Source organism: Micromonospora sp. DSM 45708 (genome assembly GCF_039566955.1).
In the GTDB taxonomy this organism is placed as follows: domain Bacteria; phylum Actinomycetota; class Actinomycetes; order Mycobacteriales; family Micromonosporaceae; genus Micromonospora.
Window position 1 is genome coordinate 838,746 of record NZ_CP154796.1, and the last position, 18,418, is coordinate 857,163.

An 18,418-nucleotide genomic window follows, 5' to 3' on the forward strand; every position below is an offset into this window, starting at 1 on the left:
CGCGCTGCCTCGCGGACGTCTCGGAGAAGCATCGGCGCTCCCTTTCTCTCGGTTGATCAAGTACTTACCCAACCGGCGTGCTTCCGGAACGCCCCGCGCCGGTCACTTTCCGATCATGTGCCGCCGCAGGTCGACGCCGTAGGGGCCATCGGCCTAGCAGACCGGGACCTTGATCAGGCGGTTGTCCACAAGGCGGTCCGTCATCCACAGGCGTGGGCCGGCGGGTGGTCCGGGCGGCCCGGCCCGGCCCACGCTCTCCCGGACAAGCCGATCCCTGGGAGGGGCGATGTTCGATACCTACGTCACGATCGTCGGCAACGTGCTGACCGCGCCGGAGTGGCGGCGGACCACGCAGAGCGGCACGCTGGTGGCCAACTTCAAGGTCGCCTCGACCGCGCGCCGGCTCGACCGGGACAGCGGCCGTTGGGTCGACGGCAACAGCCTGCGGGTCCGCGTCAACTGCTGGCGACGCCTGGCCGAGGGGGTGGCCGCCTCGGTGGCGGTGGGCGATCCGGTGATCGTCGCCGGCCGCCTCTACACCAGGGACTGGGTCGACGAGGCCGGCACCCACCGCACGCTCTACGAGCTGGAGGCGGTCGCGGTCGGGCACGACCTGTCCCGGGGACGGTCGCGTTTCCTGCGCAACCAGCCGCGTGCGGCCACCAGCTCGGTCGAGGACGCCGATGCGGAGCAGCGGGTGCACGGCGAGGCGACCGAGCCGGTGCCCGACGCGCAGGCACCGACCCGGTTCGACGACCGGCGGTTCGACGACGACTTCCCGCCGCCGGAGTTCGCGACGGCGCGGGTCGGCCTCGCCGGCTCGCTGGACCGGGTGGTCGAACTCGACCCGTTCGACGACCGGCCCGCCGACCCGGGGACCGGCGACGGCACGCGGCCGGGCGGCCCGACCGGTGGTGGGGACGTCCGGCCCGGTGGACCGGAGGCGGGGGAGGAGGACGAGTTGGCCGCCGAGGAGGGGGACGAGCCGGCCCCGGCTGAGGACGACGAGTTGGCCGAGGTCGAGCTGCCGGTCGACGACGGGACGGCCGGCGCGGGGTCGGGCGCTGCGCGGTCGGGTGGCGCGGCTGCCTCGGGCCGTCGCGGCCGGCGGCGTACGCCGGTGCCCGCCTGAGCCTCCGGCCGTGCAACGGGGACGCGGGGTGGTGGCGGCGTCGCCACCCCGCGGCACGGTCCGCCCGCGCCACCGGATGCGGCTAGGCTGGCCGGCCGGAGGTGGTGACGGGTGCGGCAGGCGACCGCCATGGCGAACGCGACCGGGCTGGTGGCGGGCTACGCGCTCGACGCGCTGCTCGGCGACCCGCGCCGGTGGCATCCGGTGGCCGGCTTCGGCCGCGCCGCCGGTGCGCTGGAGCGGCGGGTCTACCGCCCGGACCGCGCGGCCGGCGTCGTGTTCACCGCGCTCGCGGTCGGTGCGCCGGTGCTGCTCGGGGCCGTCGCCGGGCGCGCCACCCGACGGCATCCGGCGGCGCGGGCCGCGCTGGTGGCCGCCGGCACCTGGACGGTGCTCGGCGGGCGTACGCTGCGGCACGAGTCCCGGGTGATGGCGCGGGCGCTGCGCCGGGCCGACCTGCCCGCCGCGCGGGCCCGCCTCGGTCACCTCTGCGGGCGGGACCCGTCGACGCTCGACGAACCGGAGTTGGCCCGGGCCACCGTCGAGTCCGTCGCCGAGAACACCTCCGACGCGGTGGTCGCGCCGCTGGTCTGGGGCGCGGTCGCGGGGCTCCCCGGCCTGCTCGGCTACCGGGCGGCGAACACGCTCGACGCCATGGTCGGCCACCGCTCGCCCCGGTACGCCCGCTTCGGCACCCCGGCCGCCCGGCTGGACGACCTGCTCAACCTGGTGCCGTCCCGGCTGACCGGGCTGCTCACCGTGGCCGTCGCGCCGGTGGCGCACGGGAACCGCGCCGCCGCGTGGCACGTGTGGCGGCGGGACCGGGCCGACCATCCGAGCCCGAACGCCGGGCAGTGCGAGGCGGCGATGGCCGGCGCGCTCGGTGTCCGGCTGGGCGGGCGCAACGTGTACTTCGGTCGCTCGGAGACGCGGCCGTTCCTCGGTGACGGGCCCCGGCCGGAGGCGCGGCACCTGAAGCGGGCCGCCCGGGTCTCCGGCGCGGTGGGGCTGGCCGCGCTCGGGCTGGCCGCGCTCTACCCGGTGACGGTGGGCCGGTTGGCCGGCGCCGCTGGCCGGGCCGCGCTGCGCACGGCGGCCGGCTGCCGGGCGGTGGCCGGGGCTTCGCCGGCGGGATCGTTCGCCAACCGGGGGAGGGGGCGGTGAGCGGCGGGCTGCTGGTCGCCGGCACCACCTCCGACGCCGGCAAGAGCGTGCTCACCGCCGGCATCTGCCGCTGGCTGCGCCGCCGGGGCGTCCGGGTCGCCCCGTTCAAGGCGCAGAACATGTCCAACAACTCCGCGGTCGTGGTCGGCCCGGACGGTCGGGGCGGCGAACTGGGCCGGGCCCAGGCGATGCAGGCCGCCGCCGCCGGGCTCGCCCCCGACCTGCGCTTCAATCCGGTGCTGCTCAAGCCGGGCAGCGATCTCGCCAGCCAGGTGGTGCTGCTCGGCGAGGCGGTCGACACGGTGACCGCCGGAAACTTCCACGCGTTGCGTCCCGGGCTCGCCGCCACCGCGTACGCGGCGCTGGCCGAGCTGCGCGCCGAGTACGACGTGGTGATCTGCGAGGGCGCGGGCAGCCCGGCGGAGATCAACCTGCGAGCCGGTGACTACGTCAACATGGGGCTGGCCCGGCAGGCCGCGCTGCCGGCGATCGTGGTCGGCGACATCGACCGGGGTGGCGTGTTCGCCTCGATGTTCGGCACCGTGGCGCTGCTCGACGCCGCCGACCAGGCGCTGGTCGCCGGCTTCGTGATCAACAAGTTCCGGGGCGATCTCGGGCTGCTCCGCCCCGGGCTGGACATGCTGCACCGGGTCACCGGCCGGCCCACGTACGGGGTGCTGCCCTGGGCGCTGGACCTGTGGCTGGACGCGGAGGACTCGCTCGCGTACGGGCGGGTGCTCGGGCGGCCGACGGCGCCGCGCGGCACCGAGTGGCTCGACGTGGCAGTGGTCCGACTGCCCCGGGTCAGCAACGCCACCGACGTGGAGGCGCTCGCCACCGAGCCCGGGGTCCGGGTGCGGCTGACCGTCGAACCGGCCGAGCTGGCCGCCGCCGACCTGGTGGTGCTGCCCGGCTCGAAGTCGACCGTCGCCGACCTGGCCTGGCTGCGGGAGACCGGGCTGGCCGACGCGGTCCTCGGGCACGCCGCCGCCGGCCGTCCGCTGCTCGGCATCTGCGGCGGGTTCCAGATGCTCGGCCGGGCGATCCACGACCCGGTGGAGAGCCGTCGGGGCAGCGTCCCCGGCCTCGGCCTGCTGCCGGTCGAGGTCACGTTCGACCCGCGCAAGACGGTCCGCCGGGCCGAGGGCACGGCGGCCGGCGACACGGACGTGCCGGTGGACGGGTACGAGATCCACCACGGTCGGGTCTCCGCCGCCGACCCGGGCCTGCCGCCGCTGCTGCGGTACGCCGACGGCAGCGGCGAGGGCGCCCGGCTCGGCGCGGTGTACGGCACGCACTGGCACGGCGCCTTCGAATCCGACGCGTTCCGCCGCCGGTTCCTCACCGAGGTCGCCGGCGCGGCCGGTCGGACCGGCTTCAAGGTCGCGCCGGACACGTCGTTCGCGGCGGCCCGGGAACGGACCCTGGACCTGCTCGGCGACCTGGTGGAGGAGCATCTCGACACCGGGGCGCTGTGGCGACTGATCGAGGCCGGTCCGTCGCCGGACCTGCCGTTCGTGCCACCCGGCGCACCCGACTGAACCGCCGTGTCGGGCCGCCGGCACCGGCCGCCGCGAACGGGCGACCGCGACGGCAGTCGGCCGCCGCGACCGGGCGGCGGGTGGCTCAGACGCGTACGTCGGCCGGACGGTCGGACATCGGCAGCCCGGCCTCCCGCCAGCCCTGCACGCCACCGATCATGTCGGTCGCCTGACGCAGCCCGAGCGTCTGGAGGCTGGCGGCGGCCAGGCTGGAGCTGTAGCCCTGGCGGCACACGACCACGATCTCGCGGTCGTACCCGGTGGCCTCCGGGATGCGCCACGCGCTGGCCGGGTCGAGCCGCCATTCCAGCACCGTGCGGTCGATGACGATCGCGCCGGGCAGTTCGCCCTCCTCGCGGCGTTGCGTCTCGGTGCGGGTGTCGATCAGCAGTGCCCCGTTGCGGACCGCCTCGACGGTCTCGTGCGGGGTGAGCCGGCGGAGGCCGGCGCGGGCCTGTTCCAGGAGGGCGTCGACGCCCGGACACATCACGTCATGGAGCACCCCCAGATCATGCCCATCACGTCGCCGCGCCGCCCGGTGAAACGGCCCGCCGGGTCGCAGGATCCAGCGGACGGGGGAACGTTAGCGTCGGTCGGGTGAACGTCGAGGTGGTCGAGGCGTACGCCGGGTTGGCCCGCCGGGTGCTGGCCGGGCCGGCGCGGTTGGGGCGTACCCGGCTGGTGGCGGTGGACGGGCCGAGCGGCGCGGGCAAGAGCGTGTTCGCGACGCGCCTCGCGGACGCGTTCGCGGCGGCTGCGGGCGGCGTCCGGCCACCGCTGGTCCGCACCGACGACCTGCTCGACGGCTGGGACGACCAGCTCACGTTCTGGACCCGCCTGGAGGAGTGGGTGCTCGGCCCGGTGCGCGCCGGGCGGGCGGGCGGCCACCGCCGGTACAGCTGGGTCCGCCGTCGCTTCCTGGACCGGGTGGTGCCGGTGCCGGCCGGGCCGGTGCTGATCGTCGAGGGGGTGAGCGCGGCGCGCGCCGCGGTGCGCCCCGAGCTGACGCTGTCGGTGCTGGTGACCGCGCCGGCCGAGCTGCGGCTGGCCCGGGCGCTGGCCCGCGACGGCGCCCAGGTGTTGCCGGAGTTGCGTCGCTGGCACGCCGGGGAGCGGGCGCACTTCACCGCCGACGGCACCGCGGCGGCGGTGGACCTGGTGGTCGACGGCGCGCCCGACCTGCCGCACGACGCGGACCGCTACTACGTGCGGTTCGGCCGGCGACCGGGCTGGGAGGGCGTGGTCGGGTAAGGCCGGCATACGATTCCGGTCATGACCACTCCGATCATCTCCGAGTCCGACGTGCGGGCCGCCGTCGAGCGGGAACTGCCCGGTGTCCGTGCCGACCTCGAACGACTCGTCCGCATCCCGGGCATCGCCTTCGAGGGCTTCGACCACTCGCACGTGGAGCGCTCCGCCGAGGCGGTGGCGGAGCTGCTGCGCGGCTGCGGCCTCGACACCCGGATCGTCCGCTCCGGCGGCCAGCCGGCGGTGATCGGGACGAAGGCGGCCCCGCCCGGCGCGCCCACCGTGCTGCTCTACGCCCACCACGACGTGCAGCCGGTCGGTGACCTGTCGTTGTGGGAGTCCGACCCGTTCGAGCCGGTGGAGCGCGACGGCCGCCTCTACGGCCGGGGCGCCGCCGACGACAAGGCCGGAATCATGGCGCACGTCGCCGCGCTGCGCGCGTTCGGCGACCGGCTCCCGGTCGGCGTGGTGCTGTTCATCGAGGGCGAGGAGGAGTACGGCTCGGACTCGCTGGAGCGGCTGCTCGCCGAGCACCGTGACGACCTGGCCTCGGACGTCATCGTGATCGCCGACTCCACCAACTGGGACGTCGGTGTGCCGGCGCTGACCACCTCGCTGCGCGGCATCGTCAACTGCTTCGTGGAGGTGCGCACGCTCGACCACGCGGTGCACAGCGGCATGTTCGGCGGGGCCGTGCCGGACGCGCTGACCGCGCTGGTGAAGCTGCTCGGCACGCTGCACGACGACGCCGGTGACGTCGCGGTGGACGGCCTGGCCGGCCGCGAGGGCGCGGTCGTCGACTACCCGGAGGACCGGTTCCGCGCGGAGGCCGGCCTGGTCGACGGCGCGCGGTTGTTCGGTACCGGCCGGATCACCGACCGGCTCTGGACGAAGCCGGCGCTGGCGATCCTCGGCATCGACGCGCCGGCCACCGGTGAGGCGCCGAACGCGCTGGTCCCGGCCGCGAAGGCGAAGCTGAGCGTACGGCTGGCGCCGGGCGACGACCCGAAGAAGGCGTACGCCGCGCTGACCGCGCACCTGGAGCGGAACGCGCCGTGGGGCGCGCAGGTGACGGTGACGTTCGAGCACGACGGCGCACCGTGCGTGATCGACGCCAGCGGGCCGATGTTCGACGCGGCGCGCGCCGCGTTCCGGGGCGCCTGGGACGGCACCGACCCGGTCGACATCGGGGTGGGTGGCTCGATTCCGTTCATCGCCACGTTCCAAGAGATGTTCCCGCGGGCGGCGATCCTGGTGACCGGCGTGGAGGACCCGCACGCCCGGGCGCACGGGCCGAACGAGAGCCTGCACCTGGGCGAGTTCGCCCGGGTCTGCCTGGCCGAGGCGTTGTTGCTGGCCAAGGTGGCCGAGGCGGGCCGCGCCTGACCGGCGGGCCGCCCGGTGGACGTCGGCACGGCGGGTGTCGTCGCCGGCTTCCGTGACGGTGGGTGACGGCAGGGCGGGACGATGCGGTCGGAAGCGATATGCCTGGCAGTCATAATTATGGATTTTGTGCTGGATGTGTGGGTCATCGGTTGGGGAGTTGGGGGCGGTGGCCGCCGAGGCTGAGTAGGGCTAGGGCGATGAGGGCGTGGGGTGAGTGGAAGCCGAAGGCCATCCGGGTGATGAGGCGGATCTTGGCATTGACGGATTCGATGCGGCCGTTGGACAGGCCGTGTTCGAGCGAGGCGATGATGGCGTCGCGGTGGCGGACCACGCGGCGTTGCAGGTCGACGAAGATGTCGATGCGGCTGCGGCGGGCCCAGCCGATCCATTGGTCGAGGGCTTGGACCGCTGTGGTGGGGCTGGTTTTGGCCAGGGTGAACACGTAGCGCAGGCCTTCTTTGAGGGCCCAGGCTCGGTGTAGGCGGGGGTGGTTCTTGGCGATCCAGTCGAGGGTGGCCCGTTGTGCGCCGGTGAGGTTGTCCGGGTTCTTCCACAACGCCCAGCGGGTGTTCTTCACCAGCCGCGCTTCGCCGACGGCGACACCGCGACGGCCTGTTCCCCGACCGGCGGCGGCGTTCCATACCTGCCGGCGGACTCGGTCCACGGCGTCGCTGGCCCAGGCCACGACGTGGAACGGGTCGGCGCAGCGCACCGCGTTCGGGCAACGACGGCGCACCACGGTGGTGATCCAGTCCGCGCCGTCAGCCGACACGTGGGTGATCGCGGCTGCCCGCTCGGGTCCGAGCAGGTCGAAGAACTCGTGCAACGTAGCCGCGCTCTTGCCCGCAGCGGCCCACACCAGCCGGCCGGTGTCGTGATCCACCACCACGCTCAGATACCGGTGGCCTTTCTTGTAGCTGACCTCGTCGATACCGATACGACGTAACCCGTCGAGGCGATCCACCGCTGCGCCGCTATCAGCCCACACCCGCGCGATGATCGCACCCACCGTGCGCCAACTGATCCGCATCAACCGCGACACCACCGACTTCGCCGCGTGCACCGCCAACCACGCCACCGCCTGATCGAACGCCCGGGTATGCCCCGCCCCATGCCTGGCCCACGGCACCGCCGCGACCACCACCCCATGCACCCGACACGACACCCGCGGCGCATCGGCCTCGATCACCGCCCGCACCACCCCCAGATCCAACGCCCGCCACCGCCGACGCACCCCCGCGTCATAACCAGGACACCGCCGCCGGCAAAACGGACACCGCCGCCGAGCACCCCGAGCCACCCGCACCCGAGCCACCACCACCTGCTCGACCGCATCGAACTCGACACCCTCCACCACCGCCTGCTCGACCCCGAACAACCGAGCCCATACCCTTACCGAACGCACGCCGTTGCCCCGCCCACTCAGTTCTGACCTTCGACAAGCCAGAACCTAGGCAGGACAACGGCGTGCGCCATCAACGACGCGCCCAACCACCCACAAACACGTCACAAGACCCATAATTATGCCGCTGCGGTATATCGCTTTCCGACCGCCTCATTGCCCCGTCGCGGTGCGCCCGGTGTCGGAACCGTAACTTCGGGATGGATGTCGGAGTTTGCGGTGTGTCGGTCGGCCGGGTGTTATAGCCTCTCGAACATGCGTACGAACGACGAGATGGCGCGGCTCCAGGCCGCCGTCCGTGCTCTGGGGGACGTCGACGTCTCCGCGTGGCCCGAGGCCACGCTCAAGGAACAGCTCGGTGAGCTCTCCGCCACGCTGGTCACCCTCGACGCGCTGCTGACCCGGGTCGCCGACGGCGTGCGCGGGCGCGGCCTGCGCGTCGAGGAGCCGGTCTCGGCCTGACCGTCGAAGGGCCGGGCCGCGGCGCTCGGCTCGGCGGCGCGCTCGGCCGCGCGCCGCGCGATCCGCGCGTCCCGCGATCCGCGCGCCGCGCGATCCGCGCGTCCCGCGATCCGCGCGATCCGGTCGGTCCGGCGCACCCGATGCGGTGTGCCGGGCCGCCGGAAGCGCCCCGCTGTCGCAGGTGACTGGCAGGATGTGGGGCGTGCGTTTCGCGGAGCTGGCGGCCACCTCGGCCGCGGTGGGCGCCACCGGCGGCCGGCGGGCCAAGGTGGAGCTGCTGGCCGCCGCGCTGCGCGGGCTCGACCCGGCCGAGATCGCGGCCGGCGCCGGCTATCTCGCCGGTGAGCTGCGCCAGCGGCAGACCGGCGTCGGTTGGGCGGGTCTGCGTGACCTGCCGCCACCGGCCGACGCGCCGATGCTGACCGTGGCCGGGGTCGACGCGGCGATCGAGGAGATCTCCCGGGTCGGCGGCACCGGCTCGCAGGCCCGGCGGCGGGAGCTGGTCGGCCGGCTCTTCGCCGCCGCGACCGCCGACGAGCAACGCCTCCTGGTCGGGCTGTTCCGGGGGGAGCTGCGCCAGGGCGCCCAGGCCGGCCTGCTCGCCGAGGCGGTGGCCCGGGCCGCCGAGGTGCCGGTCACTGTCGTCCGGCGGGCCCTGCTGCTCGCCGGTGACCTGCGGGCGGTGGCGGTCGCGGCGCTCACCGGCGGCGCCACCGCGCTGGCCGGGTTCGGGCTCCAGGTGGGCCGCCCGCTCGCGCCGATGCTGGCCCAGAGCGCGCCCTCGGTCGACGAGGCGCTCACCGCCACCGGCACCCCGGCGGTGGTCGACGTCAAGCTCGACGGCATCCGCATCCAGGTGCACCGCTCCGGCCAGGACATCGCGGTGTTCACCCGCAGCCTCGACGAGATCACCGGCCGGCTGCCCGAGGTGGTGGCCGCCGTCCGCGCGCTGCCCGCCCGCGAGCTGGTGCTCGACGGCGAGGCGATCGGGCTGGACGCCGCCGGCCGGCCGCTGCCGTTCCAGCAGACGTCGAGCCACGCGGCCCGGCGCACCACGCCCAGCACCACCGGCCGCAGCCCGGTCGCGCCGGCCGTGCTGGCCGCCGCCGAGCGCGCCGGCGAGCCGGTGCTCACGCCGTACTTCTTCGACCTGCTGCACCTCGACGGCGCCGACCTGATCGACCTGCCCGGGCGGGAGCGGTGGGCGACGCTGGCCCGTGCGGTCGACCCGGCGCTGCTGGTCGGCCGCGTGGAGGTGGACGACGCGGCGCAGGCCGCGGCGGTGTTCGCCGCGGCGGTCGACGCCGGCCAGGAAGGTGTGGTGGTCAAGGACCCGGCCGCGCCCTACGACGCCGGGCGGCGCGGCGCGGCCTGGGTCAAGGTCAAGCCCCGGCACACACTCGACCTGGTGGTGCTGGCGGTCGAGTGGGGCAGCGGCCGGCGTCAGGGTTGGCTGTCCAACCTGCACCTCGGCGCCCGTGACCCGGGCACCGGCGAGTTCGTCATGCTCGGCAAGACGTTCAAGGGGCTCACCGACGAGCTGCTGCGCTGGCAGACCGAGCGTTTCCTGGCGCTGGCCGTGGAGAAGGGCGACTGGGTGGTCCGGGTGCGGCCGGAGCAGGTCGTCGAGATCGCCTTCGACGGGGTGCAGACCAGCAGCCGCTACCCGGGCGGGATGGCGTTGCGCTTCGCCCGGGTGCTGCGCTACCGGGACGACAAGACCGCCGCCGAGGCGGACACGATCGACGCGGTCCGGGCGATCCACGCCGGCCGGGTCACCGGCTGACCCGGCGGGCCGGGCTGACCCGGGCTCAGGGGGCGGCGGGTTCGGCGGCAGCCGGTTCGGCGGCCCGGTCCACCGGCACGCGCGGGCCGTCCAGGCCGGCCCGCCGGCGGGCCTCCCGGCGCGCCACCCAGCCGTAGCCGACCAGGCTCATCACCGCGAAGATCCACCACTGCCACACGTAGCCGAAGTTCTGCCAGTTGTTGGTGTGCCCGATCGGCACCGCCTGGAACACCGGGTCGGCGGCCGGCGTCTGGCCGTCCAGCAGCACGTAACCGCCGGTCACCGGGTAGGGCAGTTGCTTCGCCAGGCGGGCGATGTCGATGCGGCGCGCCTCCAGCTTGCCGTCGCGCCGGGCCACCGCGCCGCCGCCGCTCTCGCTGCCGACCACCCGGCCGGTGACGGTCACCTCGCCGGCCGGCGCCACCGGCACCCGGGGCTGGACGGTCGCGCCGGCGCCCGGGACGGGCGGGATCCAGCCGCGGTCGACGAGCACCGCGGTGCCGTCGGCGAGCACCAGCGGCGTGAGCACCTCGAAGCCGACCGTGTTGTCGAGGGTCCGGCCGCGGATCAGGACGATGTTGGCGCTGTCGTAGCGGCCGGTGGCGGTGACCCGGCTCCAGGTGAGGCGCTCCGCCGGGGCCGGACCCGCGCTGCCCGGGCCGCCGGTCGGCGCGGGCAGCGCGTCACGCAGCGGCGCGGGTGTCATGGTGGCGCCGGCGTCGATCCGCTCGTTGACCGCGGTCCGCCCGTGGTAGCGGTCCAGCTGCCAGTTGCCCAGGAACACCATCACCGCGGCGGCCACCAGGGTCAGCGCCAGGTAGCCGAGCCAGCGCGGGGTCAGCAGGAACCGGTACACGGTGGTCAAGGCTACCCGTATGAGCGGGGCCACTCGCGGTTGCCGGTGGTGATCGGGGCGCCGGGCGGCCGTCGCGGACCGGACCGGACGGGTATGGTCACGCGGGCGGAAATCACCCCGGAGGATCCAGGAGTCGATGATGACCGACGTGCCGCGCGTCGTGCTGAGCGCGCCTTCCTCGGGGCACGGCACCGGTGCCCTCTCCCTCGGCCTGCTCGCGGCGCTCGCCGACCGGGGGCTCCCGGTGGCCGGGTTCAAGGTCGGCCCGGACCAGGTGGACGCGGCGTACCTCGGGCTGGCCGCCGGCCGGCCGGGGCGCTCGCTGGACCCGCGGCTGGTCGGCCCGGAGCGGATCGGCCCGCTCTTCGCGCACGGTGCGGCTGGGGCCGGGTTCGCGCTGGTGCAGGGCACCATGGGGCTCTACGACTCGGTCGCCGGCCGGCCGGAGAGCGAGTCCACCGCCGCCGTCGCCACGGCGCTGCGCAGTCCGGTGGTGCTGGTGGTGGACGTGGCCGCGATGGGCCAGTCGGTGGCCGCGCTGGTGCACGGCTTCCGGGCCTACGACGAGCAGCTCTGGTTGGGCGGCGTGATCCTCAACCGGGTGGCCTCGCCCCGGCACGAGACGCTGCTGCGGGAGGCGCTTGACGACGTCGGGGTGCCGGTCTACGGCGCGCTGCGCCGGCACGAGCTGCCCCCGGTGCTGCCCGCCCGCCGGCACGGCGCCGCGCCGGTGGTGCGCGGCGACGCCGAGGCCGAGCGCGGGGTGCGCCGGCTCGGTGAGGCGGTGGCCGCCACCGTCGACCTCGACCGGCTGCTGACACTGGCCCGCTCCGCCCCCGCACTCACCGTCGAGCCCTGGTCGCCCGGCCCGGCGGACGGCCCGCCCGCGTCGGCGGAACGCCCGGTGGTCGCGCTGGCCGGTGGCCCGGCCGGCAGCTACAGCCATCCGGAGACCGCCGAGCTGCTGCGGGCCGCCGGCGCCGAGGTGGTCACGTTCGACCCGCTGCGCGACGAGGCGCTGCCCGCCGGTGCCCGCGCCCTGGTCGTCGGCGGCGGGCTCCCGGAGGCGTACGCGGAGCAGCTCTCCACCAACCGCCGGCTCTGCATCGCGGTGGCGGAGCTGGCCCGCGCCGGCCGTCCGGTGGTCGCCGAGGGGGCCGGCCTGCTCTGGCTGGCCCGCGAGCTGGACGGCATGCCCATGTGCGGGGTGCTCGACGCGGTCGGCACGGTCCGGGACGGCCTGGTGGTCGGCTACCGGGAGGCGACCGCGGTCACCGGAAGCGTGGTGGCGTCGGCCGGGGTCACGGTGACCGGGCACAAGCAGCACGCGGCGGTGCTCACGCCGCGGGCCGGTGACCGGCCGGCCTGGCAGTGGGGCGGGGGCACGCCCGAGGGCTTCGTCCGCCACGGCGTGCACGCCTCGCAGCTCGTGCCGCACTGGGCCGCGCTTCCCGGGATCGCCGAGCGGCTGGTGGCCGCCGCCCTGCCCGCCGCTGTCCACCCCGACGTCGATCAAGGAGTTCGCGTCGGGGATCAGGCGATCCCAGGCGCAAACTCCTTGATCAACTAACCCGGGCGCACCCCCGGGCGGTCGGGTGGTCGGCGTGCGGTCAGCCGACGATCTGGTCGGACGGCGGGGTGAACTGGCGCGTCGGTTGGCCCTTCAGCGCGTCGCGCAGCGTCTCGGCGACGGCGTTCACCGGGATCTGGGACTGCCCGTCACCCACCGCGTTGAACGGGTTGTCCGGATCGGCGATGAAGCTCGCCGCGGCCAGCTCCGGCGTGAAGCCGACGAACCACGCCGACCGGGTGCTGTCCGTGGTGCCCGTCTTGCCGGCGACCGGCCGGCCGACCGTCCCTCGTACGCTGTCCGCCGTCGACCAGCCGCCGCAGCTCCCCTTGGCCGGGGTGTCGCCGGTCGGGCAGCGGGCCGCGTCGGTGGCGGCGCGGGCCGCGTCCGCGTTGACCACCTGACGGCACCGGGGCTTGGCCACCTCGCGCTGCACCCCGCCGGGGGTGGACCAGGTGGCCGGCGTGCCGTCCCGGTTCATGATCGCGTTGACCGGGATCGCCTCGCAGTAGCGCCCGTCGGCGGCGACGGCCGCGTACGCGTTCGCCATCTCCAGCGGGGTGGCGTCGGAGACCCCCAGCGTGAACGCGCCCCACTTCCTCGCGTTGGCCGGCGACGCCTGGTTCTTGTCCACGTCGGTGCGCCAGCGCAGCCCGAGCTGCTCGGCCAGGCGCACCCCGGCGTCCGCGCCGACCTTCTCCTCCAACTGGACGAAGTAGGTGTTCACCGACTTGCCGAAGCCGGACCACATGGTCTGTCGGCCGGTCATCGCGGCGCTGGCGTTGGACGGCGCCCAGCCGTTGTAGATCGCCGACTGGTACTTGTACGGCGAGTCGTACGCGGTGGACAGCGGCATCCCGGCGTTGAGCGCGGCGAGCATCGGGAACATCTTGAACGTCGAGCCGGCCTGGTAGCCGGGGAGCGTCCCACCGCCGAGCAGGGGCGCCACCGTGTTCGGGTAGTTCGCCTTGACCTTCGGGCCGGCCTCCGGGTTGGAGCTGTTCGGGTTCTCGGCCAGGTCGAGCGAGTAGTTCCGGTTCACCGCCATCGCCTTGATCCGCCCGGTGCCGGGCTCGGCGACCACGATGCCGTTGGCGAACGGGCTGCCGGTGTTCTCCTTGGCGCCCACGTTCTTCTCGGCCGCCGCCTGCGTCTTCGGGTCGAGCGCGAGCACGATCCGGTAGCCGCCACGGCGCAGCTTGTCCATCCGTTCCAGGCGGTTCTCGCCGAACGCGGGCTGCGCGCTCCACCAGTTCTTCAGGTAGTCGCAGTAGAAGCCCCAGCTCCGGTGCGCGTCGTCGATCGCGGCGCAGTCGTTCGGCGGGTCGGTCAGCTTCAGCTTGATCGGCTGGCCCTTGGCCGCCGCGGCGGCGTCCGGCGACAGGTAGCCGAGGCGGGCCATGTTGTCCAGCACGTAGTTGCGTCGGCCGGTGGCGTCCTTCTGGTCGGAGGTGATCGGGTCGTACTCGGAGGGGGACTTCACCAGCCCGGCCAGTGTGGCCGCCTCGACCGGGGTGAGCGTGGCCGGCGTCTTGGAGAAGAAGATCTGCGAGGCGGCGTAGATGCCGTACGCCCGGTGGCCGAAGTAGGCCGAGTTGAGGTAGCGCTCGAGGATCTGCTCCTTGCTCAGGTGCTTCTCGATGTCGAGCGCCATGCGCATCTCCTTGACCTTGCGCAGGCTGGTCTGCTGGGTGGCCTCCTGGACCTCCTTCGGCGTGCTCGCGCTGTCCCGCAGCGCCATCCGGACGTACTGCATGGTGAGCGTCGAGGCGCCCTGGGAGACGCCGCCGGAGCGGGCGTTGGAGACGAAGGCGCGGGCCACGCCCTTCGGGTCGACGCCGTGGTGCTGGTAGAACCGGTTGTCCTCGGCGGCGACGATCGCCTGCTGGATGTTCGGCGACATGTTCTCGATCTTGGTGTACTGCCGGTACTCCTCGTAGAACATGGTCAGCACGGTCCGGCCGTCGGGCGCGTACAGGTACGACGTCTCGGCCGGCAGCGCGGTCTTGAGGATGTCCGTCTTCTGCTCCACGGCGTGCGCGGTGGCCTTCGCGCCGATGCCGGTGACGGCGGCCATCGGGTACAACGCGGCGGCGACGACGATGCCGGCGATCAGCCCGGCACGGAGAAGGGGCACGGCACGACCGGCGGACGCAAGGGGTCGATTGCTCACGGGGTCAAGCTATGACATTTCCGATTCGGAAATGAGAAGAATTCATAAACGGGCGGGCCGTGACGCGACCCACGCCGGGATGCGCTGTCCCGGGACCCGGCTTCCCGGCAGGATCGCGGTCATGCCCGTACCGCCGACCGCCGCCGCGCCCGCCGAACCCGACCTGGGACACCACGGTGACGCCGAAGCCACGCCCGGACTGAGGGACCTGGCGGTCAACGTGCGCCACGCCCCGATGCCCGACTGGCTGGCCGACCCGATCACCGCCGCGCTGGGTGAGCTGGCCGCGTACCCGGACCCGGCGCCCGCCCGCGCCGCCGTCGGTCACCGACACGGGCGACCCCCGGACGAGGTACTCCTCACCGCCGGCGCGGCCGAGGGTTTCGTGCTGATCGCCCACGCGCTGCGCGACGCCCGCCACCCGGTGGTGGTGCACCCGCAGTTCACCGAGCCGGAGGCCGCCCTGCGGGCCGCCGGTCACCGGGTGGACCGGGTGCTGCTCGACCCGGCCGACGGCTTCCGGCTCGACCCGGCCCGGGTGCCGGCCGACGCCGACCTCGTCATGGTCGGCAACCCCACCAACCCGACCTCGGTGCTGCACCCGGCGGAGACGCTCGCCGCGCTGGCGCGCCCCGGCCGGGTGCTGGTGGTCGACGAGGCGTTCGCCGACACCACCGTCGCGCCCGGCGTCGAGGGCGAGCCGCAATCCCTCGCCGCCCGCCGCGACCTGCCCGGCCTGGTGGTGGTCCGCAGCCTCACCAAGACCTGGGGGCTGGCCGGGCTGCGGATCGGCTACCTGCTCGGCGACGCCGGCCTGCTGGCCCGGTTCGCCGCCGTCCAGCCGCTCTGGGCGGTCTCCACCCCGGCGCTCGCCGCCGCCACCGCCTGCGCCACGCCGGTCGCCGTCGCGGCCGAACGCGCGATCGCCGCCGACCTCGCCGCCGACCGCGAGCACCTGGTGGCCCGCCTGGCCACCCTGCCCGGCGTACGCGTGGCGGGGCGCCCGGCCAGCGCCTTCGTCCTGATCCACCGGCCCGGCGCCGCCGCGCTGCGGGAGCGGCTGCGCGAGCACGGCTGGGCGGTACGCCGGGGCGACACGTTCCCCGGGCTCGGCCCGGACTGGCTCCGGATCGCGGTGCGCGACCGGGCCACCACCGACGCGTTCATCGACACGCTGGCACGGATCCTGGAGGCATGATGCTGGAGTCCACCGTCGCGGCGATCCGCCCGCTCGACGAGTCGGCCATGGCGGCGGCGCGCGAGCTCCAGGGCCGGCTGACCAAGCCCGCCGGCTCGCTCGGCGCCCTGGAGCCGCTCTCCGTACGCCTCGCCGGGCTGGCCGGGACCTGCCCGCCGCCGCTGCCCGACCCGGCCGCGGTGGCGATCTTCGCGGGCGACCACGGCGTGCACGCCCAGGGCGTGACCCCGTGGCCGCAGGAGGTCACCGCCCAGATGATCGGCAACTTCCTGGCCGGCGGCGCGGTGGTCAACGTGTTCGCCCGGCAGGCCGGCGCCTCGGTCACCGTGGTCGACGTCGGCGTGGCCACCCCGCTCCCGATCGGCCCGCCCGCCGACCCGGCCGCGCTCTCCGCCGACCCGGACGGCCCGCCCACCACCCCGGCGGTGCTCTCCGCCGGCCTCGTCGCGACGCCCGCCGACCCGGCCGGGCCGCGCCTGGTGGCGGCGAACGTGCGCGCCGGCACCCGGGACATGACGGTCACCGCGGCGCTCACCCGGGACGAGGCCCGGGCGGCGGTGGAGACCGGCATCCGGGTCGCCGCCGAGTTGACCGACGCCGGCGCCGCCGTCCTGCTCACCGGCGACATGGGCATCGGCAACACCACTCCGGCCGCCGCGCTGGTCGCCGTGTTCACCGGGGTGGACGCGGCGGCGGCGACCGGCCGGGGCACCGGCGTGGACGACGAGACGTACGCCCGCAAGGTCGGCGTGGTGCGGGCCGCGCTGGAGCGGCACACCCCCGACCCGGCCGACCCGCTGGGCGTCCTCGCGGCGGTCGGCGGGTTGGAGCACGCCGCGCTGGCCGGGCTGATCCTCGGCGCTGCCGCGCGTCGGGTGCCGGTGCTGCTCGACGGTGTGATCGCGGTCAGCGCCGCGCTGGCCGCCGCCGCGTTCGCGCCGGACGCGGTGGGCGCCATGGTCGCCGGGCACCGCAGCGCCGAGCCGGGCGCCACGGCGGCGTTGCGGCACCTCGGGCTCGACCCGCTGATCGACCTGGGGCTGCGGCTCGGCGAGGGCACCGGTGCCCTGCTCGCGTTGCCGGTCGTCACCGGCGCGGTCCGGGTGCTGCACGAGGTGGCCACGTTCGACGCGGCCGGGGTGGCCGAGAAGTGAGCGGGCCGGCCCGGGAGGGGTCGCCCAGCCCGTACCCGCTGGGGTTGCGGCTGGCCGGTCGGCGCGTGGTCGTGGTGGGCGGGGGAGCGGTGGCCACCCGGCGGGTGCCCGCGCTGCTCGACGCCGGCGCGGACGTCCTGCTGGTGGCGCCGGAGCTGACGCCGGCGCTGCGCGCGCACGCCGACGCCGGGCGGCTGCACTGGGAGCCGCGCCGGTTCGCCGTCGGCGACCTGGACGGCGCGTGGCTGGTGCAGGTGGCGGTGGACGACCGGGCCGCCGCGGCGGCGGTGAGCGCCGCCGCGGCCGAGCGGCGGGTCTTCTGCGTCCGGGCCGACGACCGGGCCGCGGCCAGCGCGTGGACGCCCGCGGTGACCCGTCACGGCCCGGTGACGGTGGCGGTCCTCGGCGGTGGCGACCCGCACCGTGCGATGGCCGTACGCGACGCCGTCCGCACCCTCCTGAGCGCAAGGAGGGCCCCCGTGTTGACGCATCCGGTAGCGGAGGGGGCCCCGCTTGAGCCGTCCGGCGGGCGGGTGGCGCTGGTGGGGGCCGGGCCCGGTGACCCGGAGCTGATCACCGTGAAGGGCTGGCGGCTGCTCACCGAGGCCGAGGTGGTGGTCGCCGACCGGCTCGTCCCCGGGCTGCTCCTGGACGAGCTGCGGCCGGACGTCGAATTGGTCGACGCGTCGAAGATCCCGTACGGGCCGTCGCGCGCCCAGGAGGAGATCAACCGGATCCTGGTGGACCGGGCCCTCGCCGGCAAGGTCGTGGTCCGGCTCAAGGGCGGCGACCCGTACGTCTTCGGGCGGGGCGGCGAGGAGTTGCTGGCCTGCGCCGAGGCCGGGGTGCCGGTGACCGTGGTGCCGGGGGTGACCAGCGCGATCGCGGTGCCGGGGGTGGCCGGGGTGCCGGTGACCCACCGGGCGGTGGCGCACGAGTTCACGGTGGTCTCCGGGCACGTCGCGCCGGACTCACCGGCCTCGCTGGTGAGCTGGGAGTCGCTGGCCGGCCTGCGCGGCACGCTGGTGATCCTGATGGGCCTGAAGAACCTGGCCGCGATCGCGGCGACGCTGATCGCCCACGGCAGGCCGCCGACCACTCCGGCCGCGGTGATCCAGGAGGGCACCACCGCGACCCAGCGCACCCTCCGCTCGACGCTCGGCACGGTGGCCGCCGACGTCACCGCCGCCGCGCTCCGCCCACCCGCCATCGTGGTCGTCGGCGACGTCGTGGACGCCCTGACCGCCCCGCCCGCCCCGCCCTTCCCGCCCGCCCCCTGACGTCGATCTTGCACTTGGTGCCCGGGAGTTGCCGGGTTCCACCCACTTTGTCGGGGCGGTAAGTGC

The 18,418-nt window shown here is 75.2% G+C and carries 14 protein-coding genes and 1 pseudogene; 11 read left to right on the plus strand and 4 right to left on the minus strand.

Annotated elements, in window-relative coordinates:
• The first annotated feature begins 286 nt into the window (after positions 1–286).
• From ssb to VKK44_RS04110, 3 genes are all read left to right on the plus strand, one after another.
• A complete protein-coding gene (gene ssb, locus VKK44_RS04100; protein WP_343445508.1) occupies positions 287–1,132 on the plus strand; it encodes a single-stranded DNA-binding protein in 846 nt (281 codons plus the stop codon).
• A 111-nt stretch (positions 1,133–1,243) separates the two neighbouring features.
• Positions 1,244–2,296, plus strand: a complete 1,053-nt coding sequence (locus VKK44_RS04105) for a CobD/CbiB family cobalamin biosynthesis protein (RefSeq protein ID WP_458351601.1) — start codon at positions 1,244–1,246, stop codon at positions 2,294–2,296.
• A complete protein-coding gene (locus VKK44_RS04110) occupies positions 2,293–3,837 on the plus strand; it encodes a cobyric acid synthase (RefSeq protein ID WP_343445509.1) in 1,545 nt (514 codons plus the stop codon). Before VKK44_RS04105 ends, VKK44_RS04110 begins: the two co-directional genes overlap by 4 nt.
• Before the next feature lie 85 nt (positions 3,838–3,922).
• Here the strand turns inward: VKK44_RS04110 and VKK44_RS04115 are convergent, their stop codons facing one another.
• On the minus strand, positions 3,923–4,324 hold the full coding sequence (locus tag VKK44_RS04115) for a rhodanese-like domain-containing protein (protein WP_343447654.1): 402 nt from the start codon (positions 4,322–4,324) through the stop codon (positions 3,923–3,925).
• Between the two features lie 110 nt (positions 4,325–4,434).
• Between VKK44_RS04115 and VKK44_RS04120 the strand changes: the two are divergent.
• A pseudogene (locus VKK44_RS04120) lies at positions 4,435–5,135 on the plus strand (uridine kinase family protein); the annotation flags it as partial.
• Positions 5,110–6,471, plus strand: coding sequence for a dipeptidase (locus tag VKK44_RS04125; protein ID WP_343445510.1), 1,362 nt, complete (start codon positions 5,110–5,112; stop codon positions 6,469–6,471). The pseudogene VKK44_RS04120 and the gene VKK44_RS04125, both read left to right, overlap by 26 nt.
• Positions 6,472–6,613: 142 nt before the next feature.
• On the opposite strand, the gene VKK44_RS04130 is transcribed toward VKK44_RS04125, so the two are convergent.
• Complete coding sequence (locus VKK44_RS04130; protein WP_343442779.1) at positions 6,614–7,876, minus strand: ISL3 family transposase; 1,263 nt, start codon at positions 7,874–7,876, stop codon at positions 6,614–6,616.
• Between the two features lie 252 nt (positions 7,877–8,128).
• Between VKK44_RS04130 and VKK44_RS04135 the strand changes: the two genes are divergently transcribed.
• Both VKK44_RS04135 and VKK44_RS04140 read left to right on the plus strand, forming a co-directional pair.
• A complete protein-coding gene (locus tag VKK44_RS04135) occupies positions 8,129–8,335 on the plus strand; it encodes a hypothetical protein (protein ID WP_091571646.1) in 207 nt (68 codons plus the stop codon).
• A gap of 202 nt (positions 8,336–8,537) precedes the next feature.
• Entirely contained in the window at positions 8,538–10,121 is a 1,584-nt protein-coding gene (locus tag VKK44_RS04140; protein ID WP_458351602.1) for an ATP-dependent DNA ligase, read from the plus strand.
• A gap of 25 nt (positions 10,122–10,146) precedes the next feature.
• On the opposite strand, the gene VKK44_RS04145 is transcribed toward VKK44_RS04140, so the two are convergent.
• A complete protein-coding gene (locus VKK44_RS04145; protein WP_343447656.1) occupies positions 10,147–10,977 on the minus strand; it encodes an SURF1 family cytochrome oxidase biogenesis protein in 831 nt (276 codons plus the stop codon).
• Positions 10,978–11,116: 139 nt separating this feature from the next.
• On the opposite strand from VKK44_RS04145, the gene VKK44_RS04150 reads away from it, so the two are divergent.
• Complete coding sequence (locus VKK44_RS04150; protein WP_343445511.1) at positions 11,117–12,547, plus strand: cobyrinate a,c-diamide synthase; 1,431 nt, start codon at positions 11,117–11,119, stop codon at positions 12,545–12,547.
• Positions 12,548–12,587: 40 nt separating this feature from the next.
• Here the strand turns inward: VKK44_RS04150 and VKK44_RS04155 are convergent, their stop codons facing one another.
• On the minus strand, positions 12,588–14,720 hold the full coding sequence (locus VKK44_RS04155; protein WP_343445512.1) for a transglycosylase domain-containing protein: 2,133 nt from the start codon (positions 14,718–14,720) through the stop codon (positions 12,588–12,590).
• A gap of 121 nt (positions 14,721–14,841) precedes the next feature.
• Between VKK44_RS04155 and cobC the strand changes: the two genes are divergently transcribed.
• Genes cobC through cobA form a run of 3 tightly spaced genes read left to right on the plus strand, consistent with a single transcriptional unit; the run spans position 14,842 to position 18,352 of the window.
• Positions 14,842–15,918: an Rv2231c family pyridoxal phosphate-dependent protein CobC gene (gene cobC / locus VKK44_RS04160; protein WP_343445513.1), complete on the plus strand. Its 1,077-nt coding sequence runs from the start codon at positions 14,842–14,844 to the stop codon at positions 15,916–15,918.
• Positions 15,918–17,072, plus strand: a complete 1,155-nt coding sequence (locus VKK44_RS04165; RefSeq protein ID WP_343447657.1) for a nicotinate-nucleotide--dimethylbenzimidazole phosphoribosyltransferase — start codon at positions 15,918–15,920, stop codon at positions 17,070–17,072. The genes cobC and VKK44_RS04165 overlap by 1 nt, the downstream gene beginning before the upstream one ends.
• Entirely contained in the window at positions 17,069–18,352 is a 1,284-nt protein-coding gene (gene cobA, locus VKK44_RS04170; protein WP_343445514.1) for a uroporphyrinogen-III C-methyltransferase, read from the plus strand. The genes VKK44_RS04165 and cobA overlap by 4 nt, the downstream gene beginning before the upstream one ends.
• The last annotated feature ends 66 nt before the right edge of the window (positions 18,353–18,418 follow it).

Bases quoted from the DNA above. Each gene is read 5' to 3' on its own strand.
- cobC (WP_343445513.1), top strand. From the start codon at position 14,842: ATGCCCGTACCGCCGACCGCCGCCGCGCCCGCCGAACCCGACCTGGGA.
- VKK44_RS04150 (WP_343445511.1), top strand. From the start codon at position 11,117: ATGACCGACGTGCCGCGCGTCGTGCTGAGCGCGCCTTCCTCGGGGCAC.
- VKK44_RS04125 (WP_343445510.1), top strand. From the start codon at position 5,110: ATGACCACTCCGATCATCTCCGAGTCCGACGTGCGGGCCGCCGTCGAG.
- ssb (WP_343445508.1), top strand. From the start codon at position 287: ATGTTCGATACCTACGTCACGATCGTCGGCAACGTGCTGACCGCGCCG.
- VKK44_RS04165 (WP_343447657.1), top strand. From the start codon at position 15,918: ATGCTGGAGTCCACCGTCGCGGCGATCCGCCCGCTCGACGAGTCGGCC.
- VKK44_RS04135 (WP_091571646.1), top strand. From the start codon at position 8,129: ATGCGTACGAACGACGAGATGGCGCGGCTCCAGGCCGCCGTCCGTGCT.
- VKK44_RS04115 (WP_343447654.1), bottom strand. From the start codon at position 4,324: ATGTGTCCGGGCGTCGACGCCCTCCTGGAACAGGCCCGCGCCGGCCTC.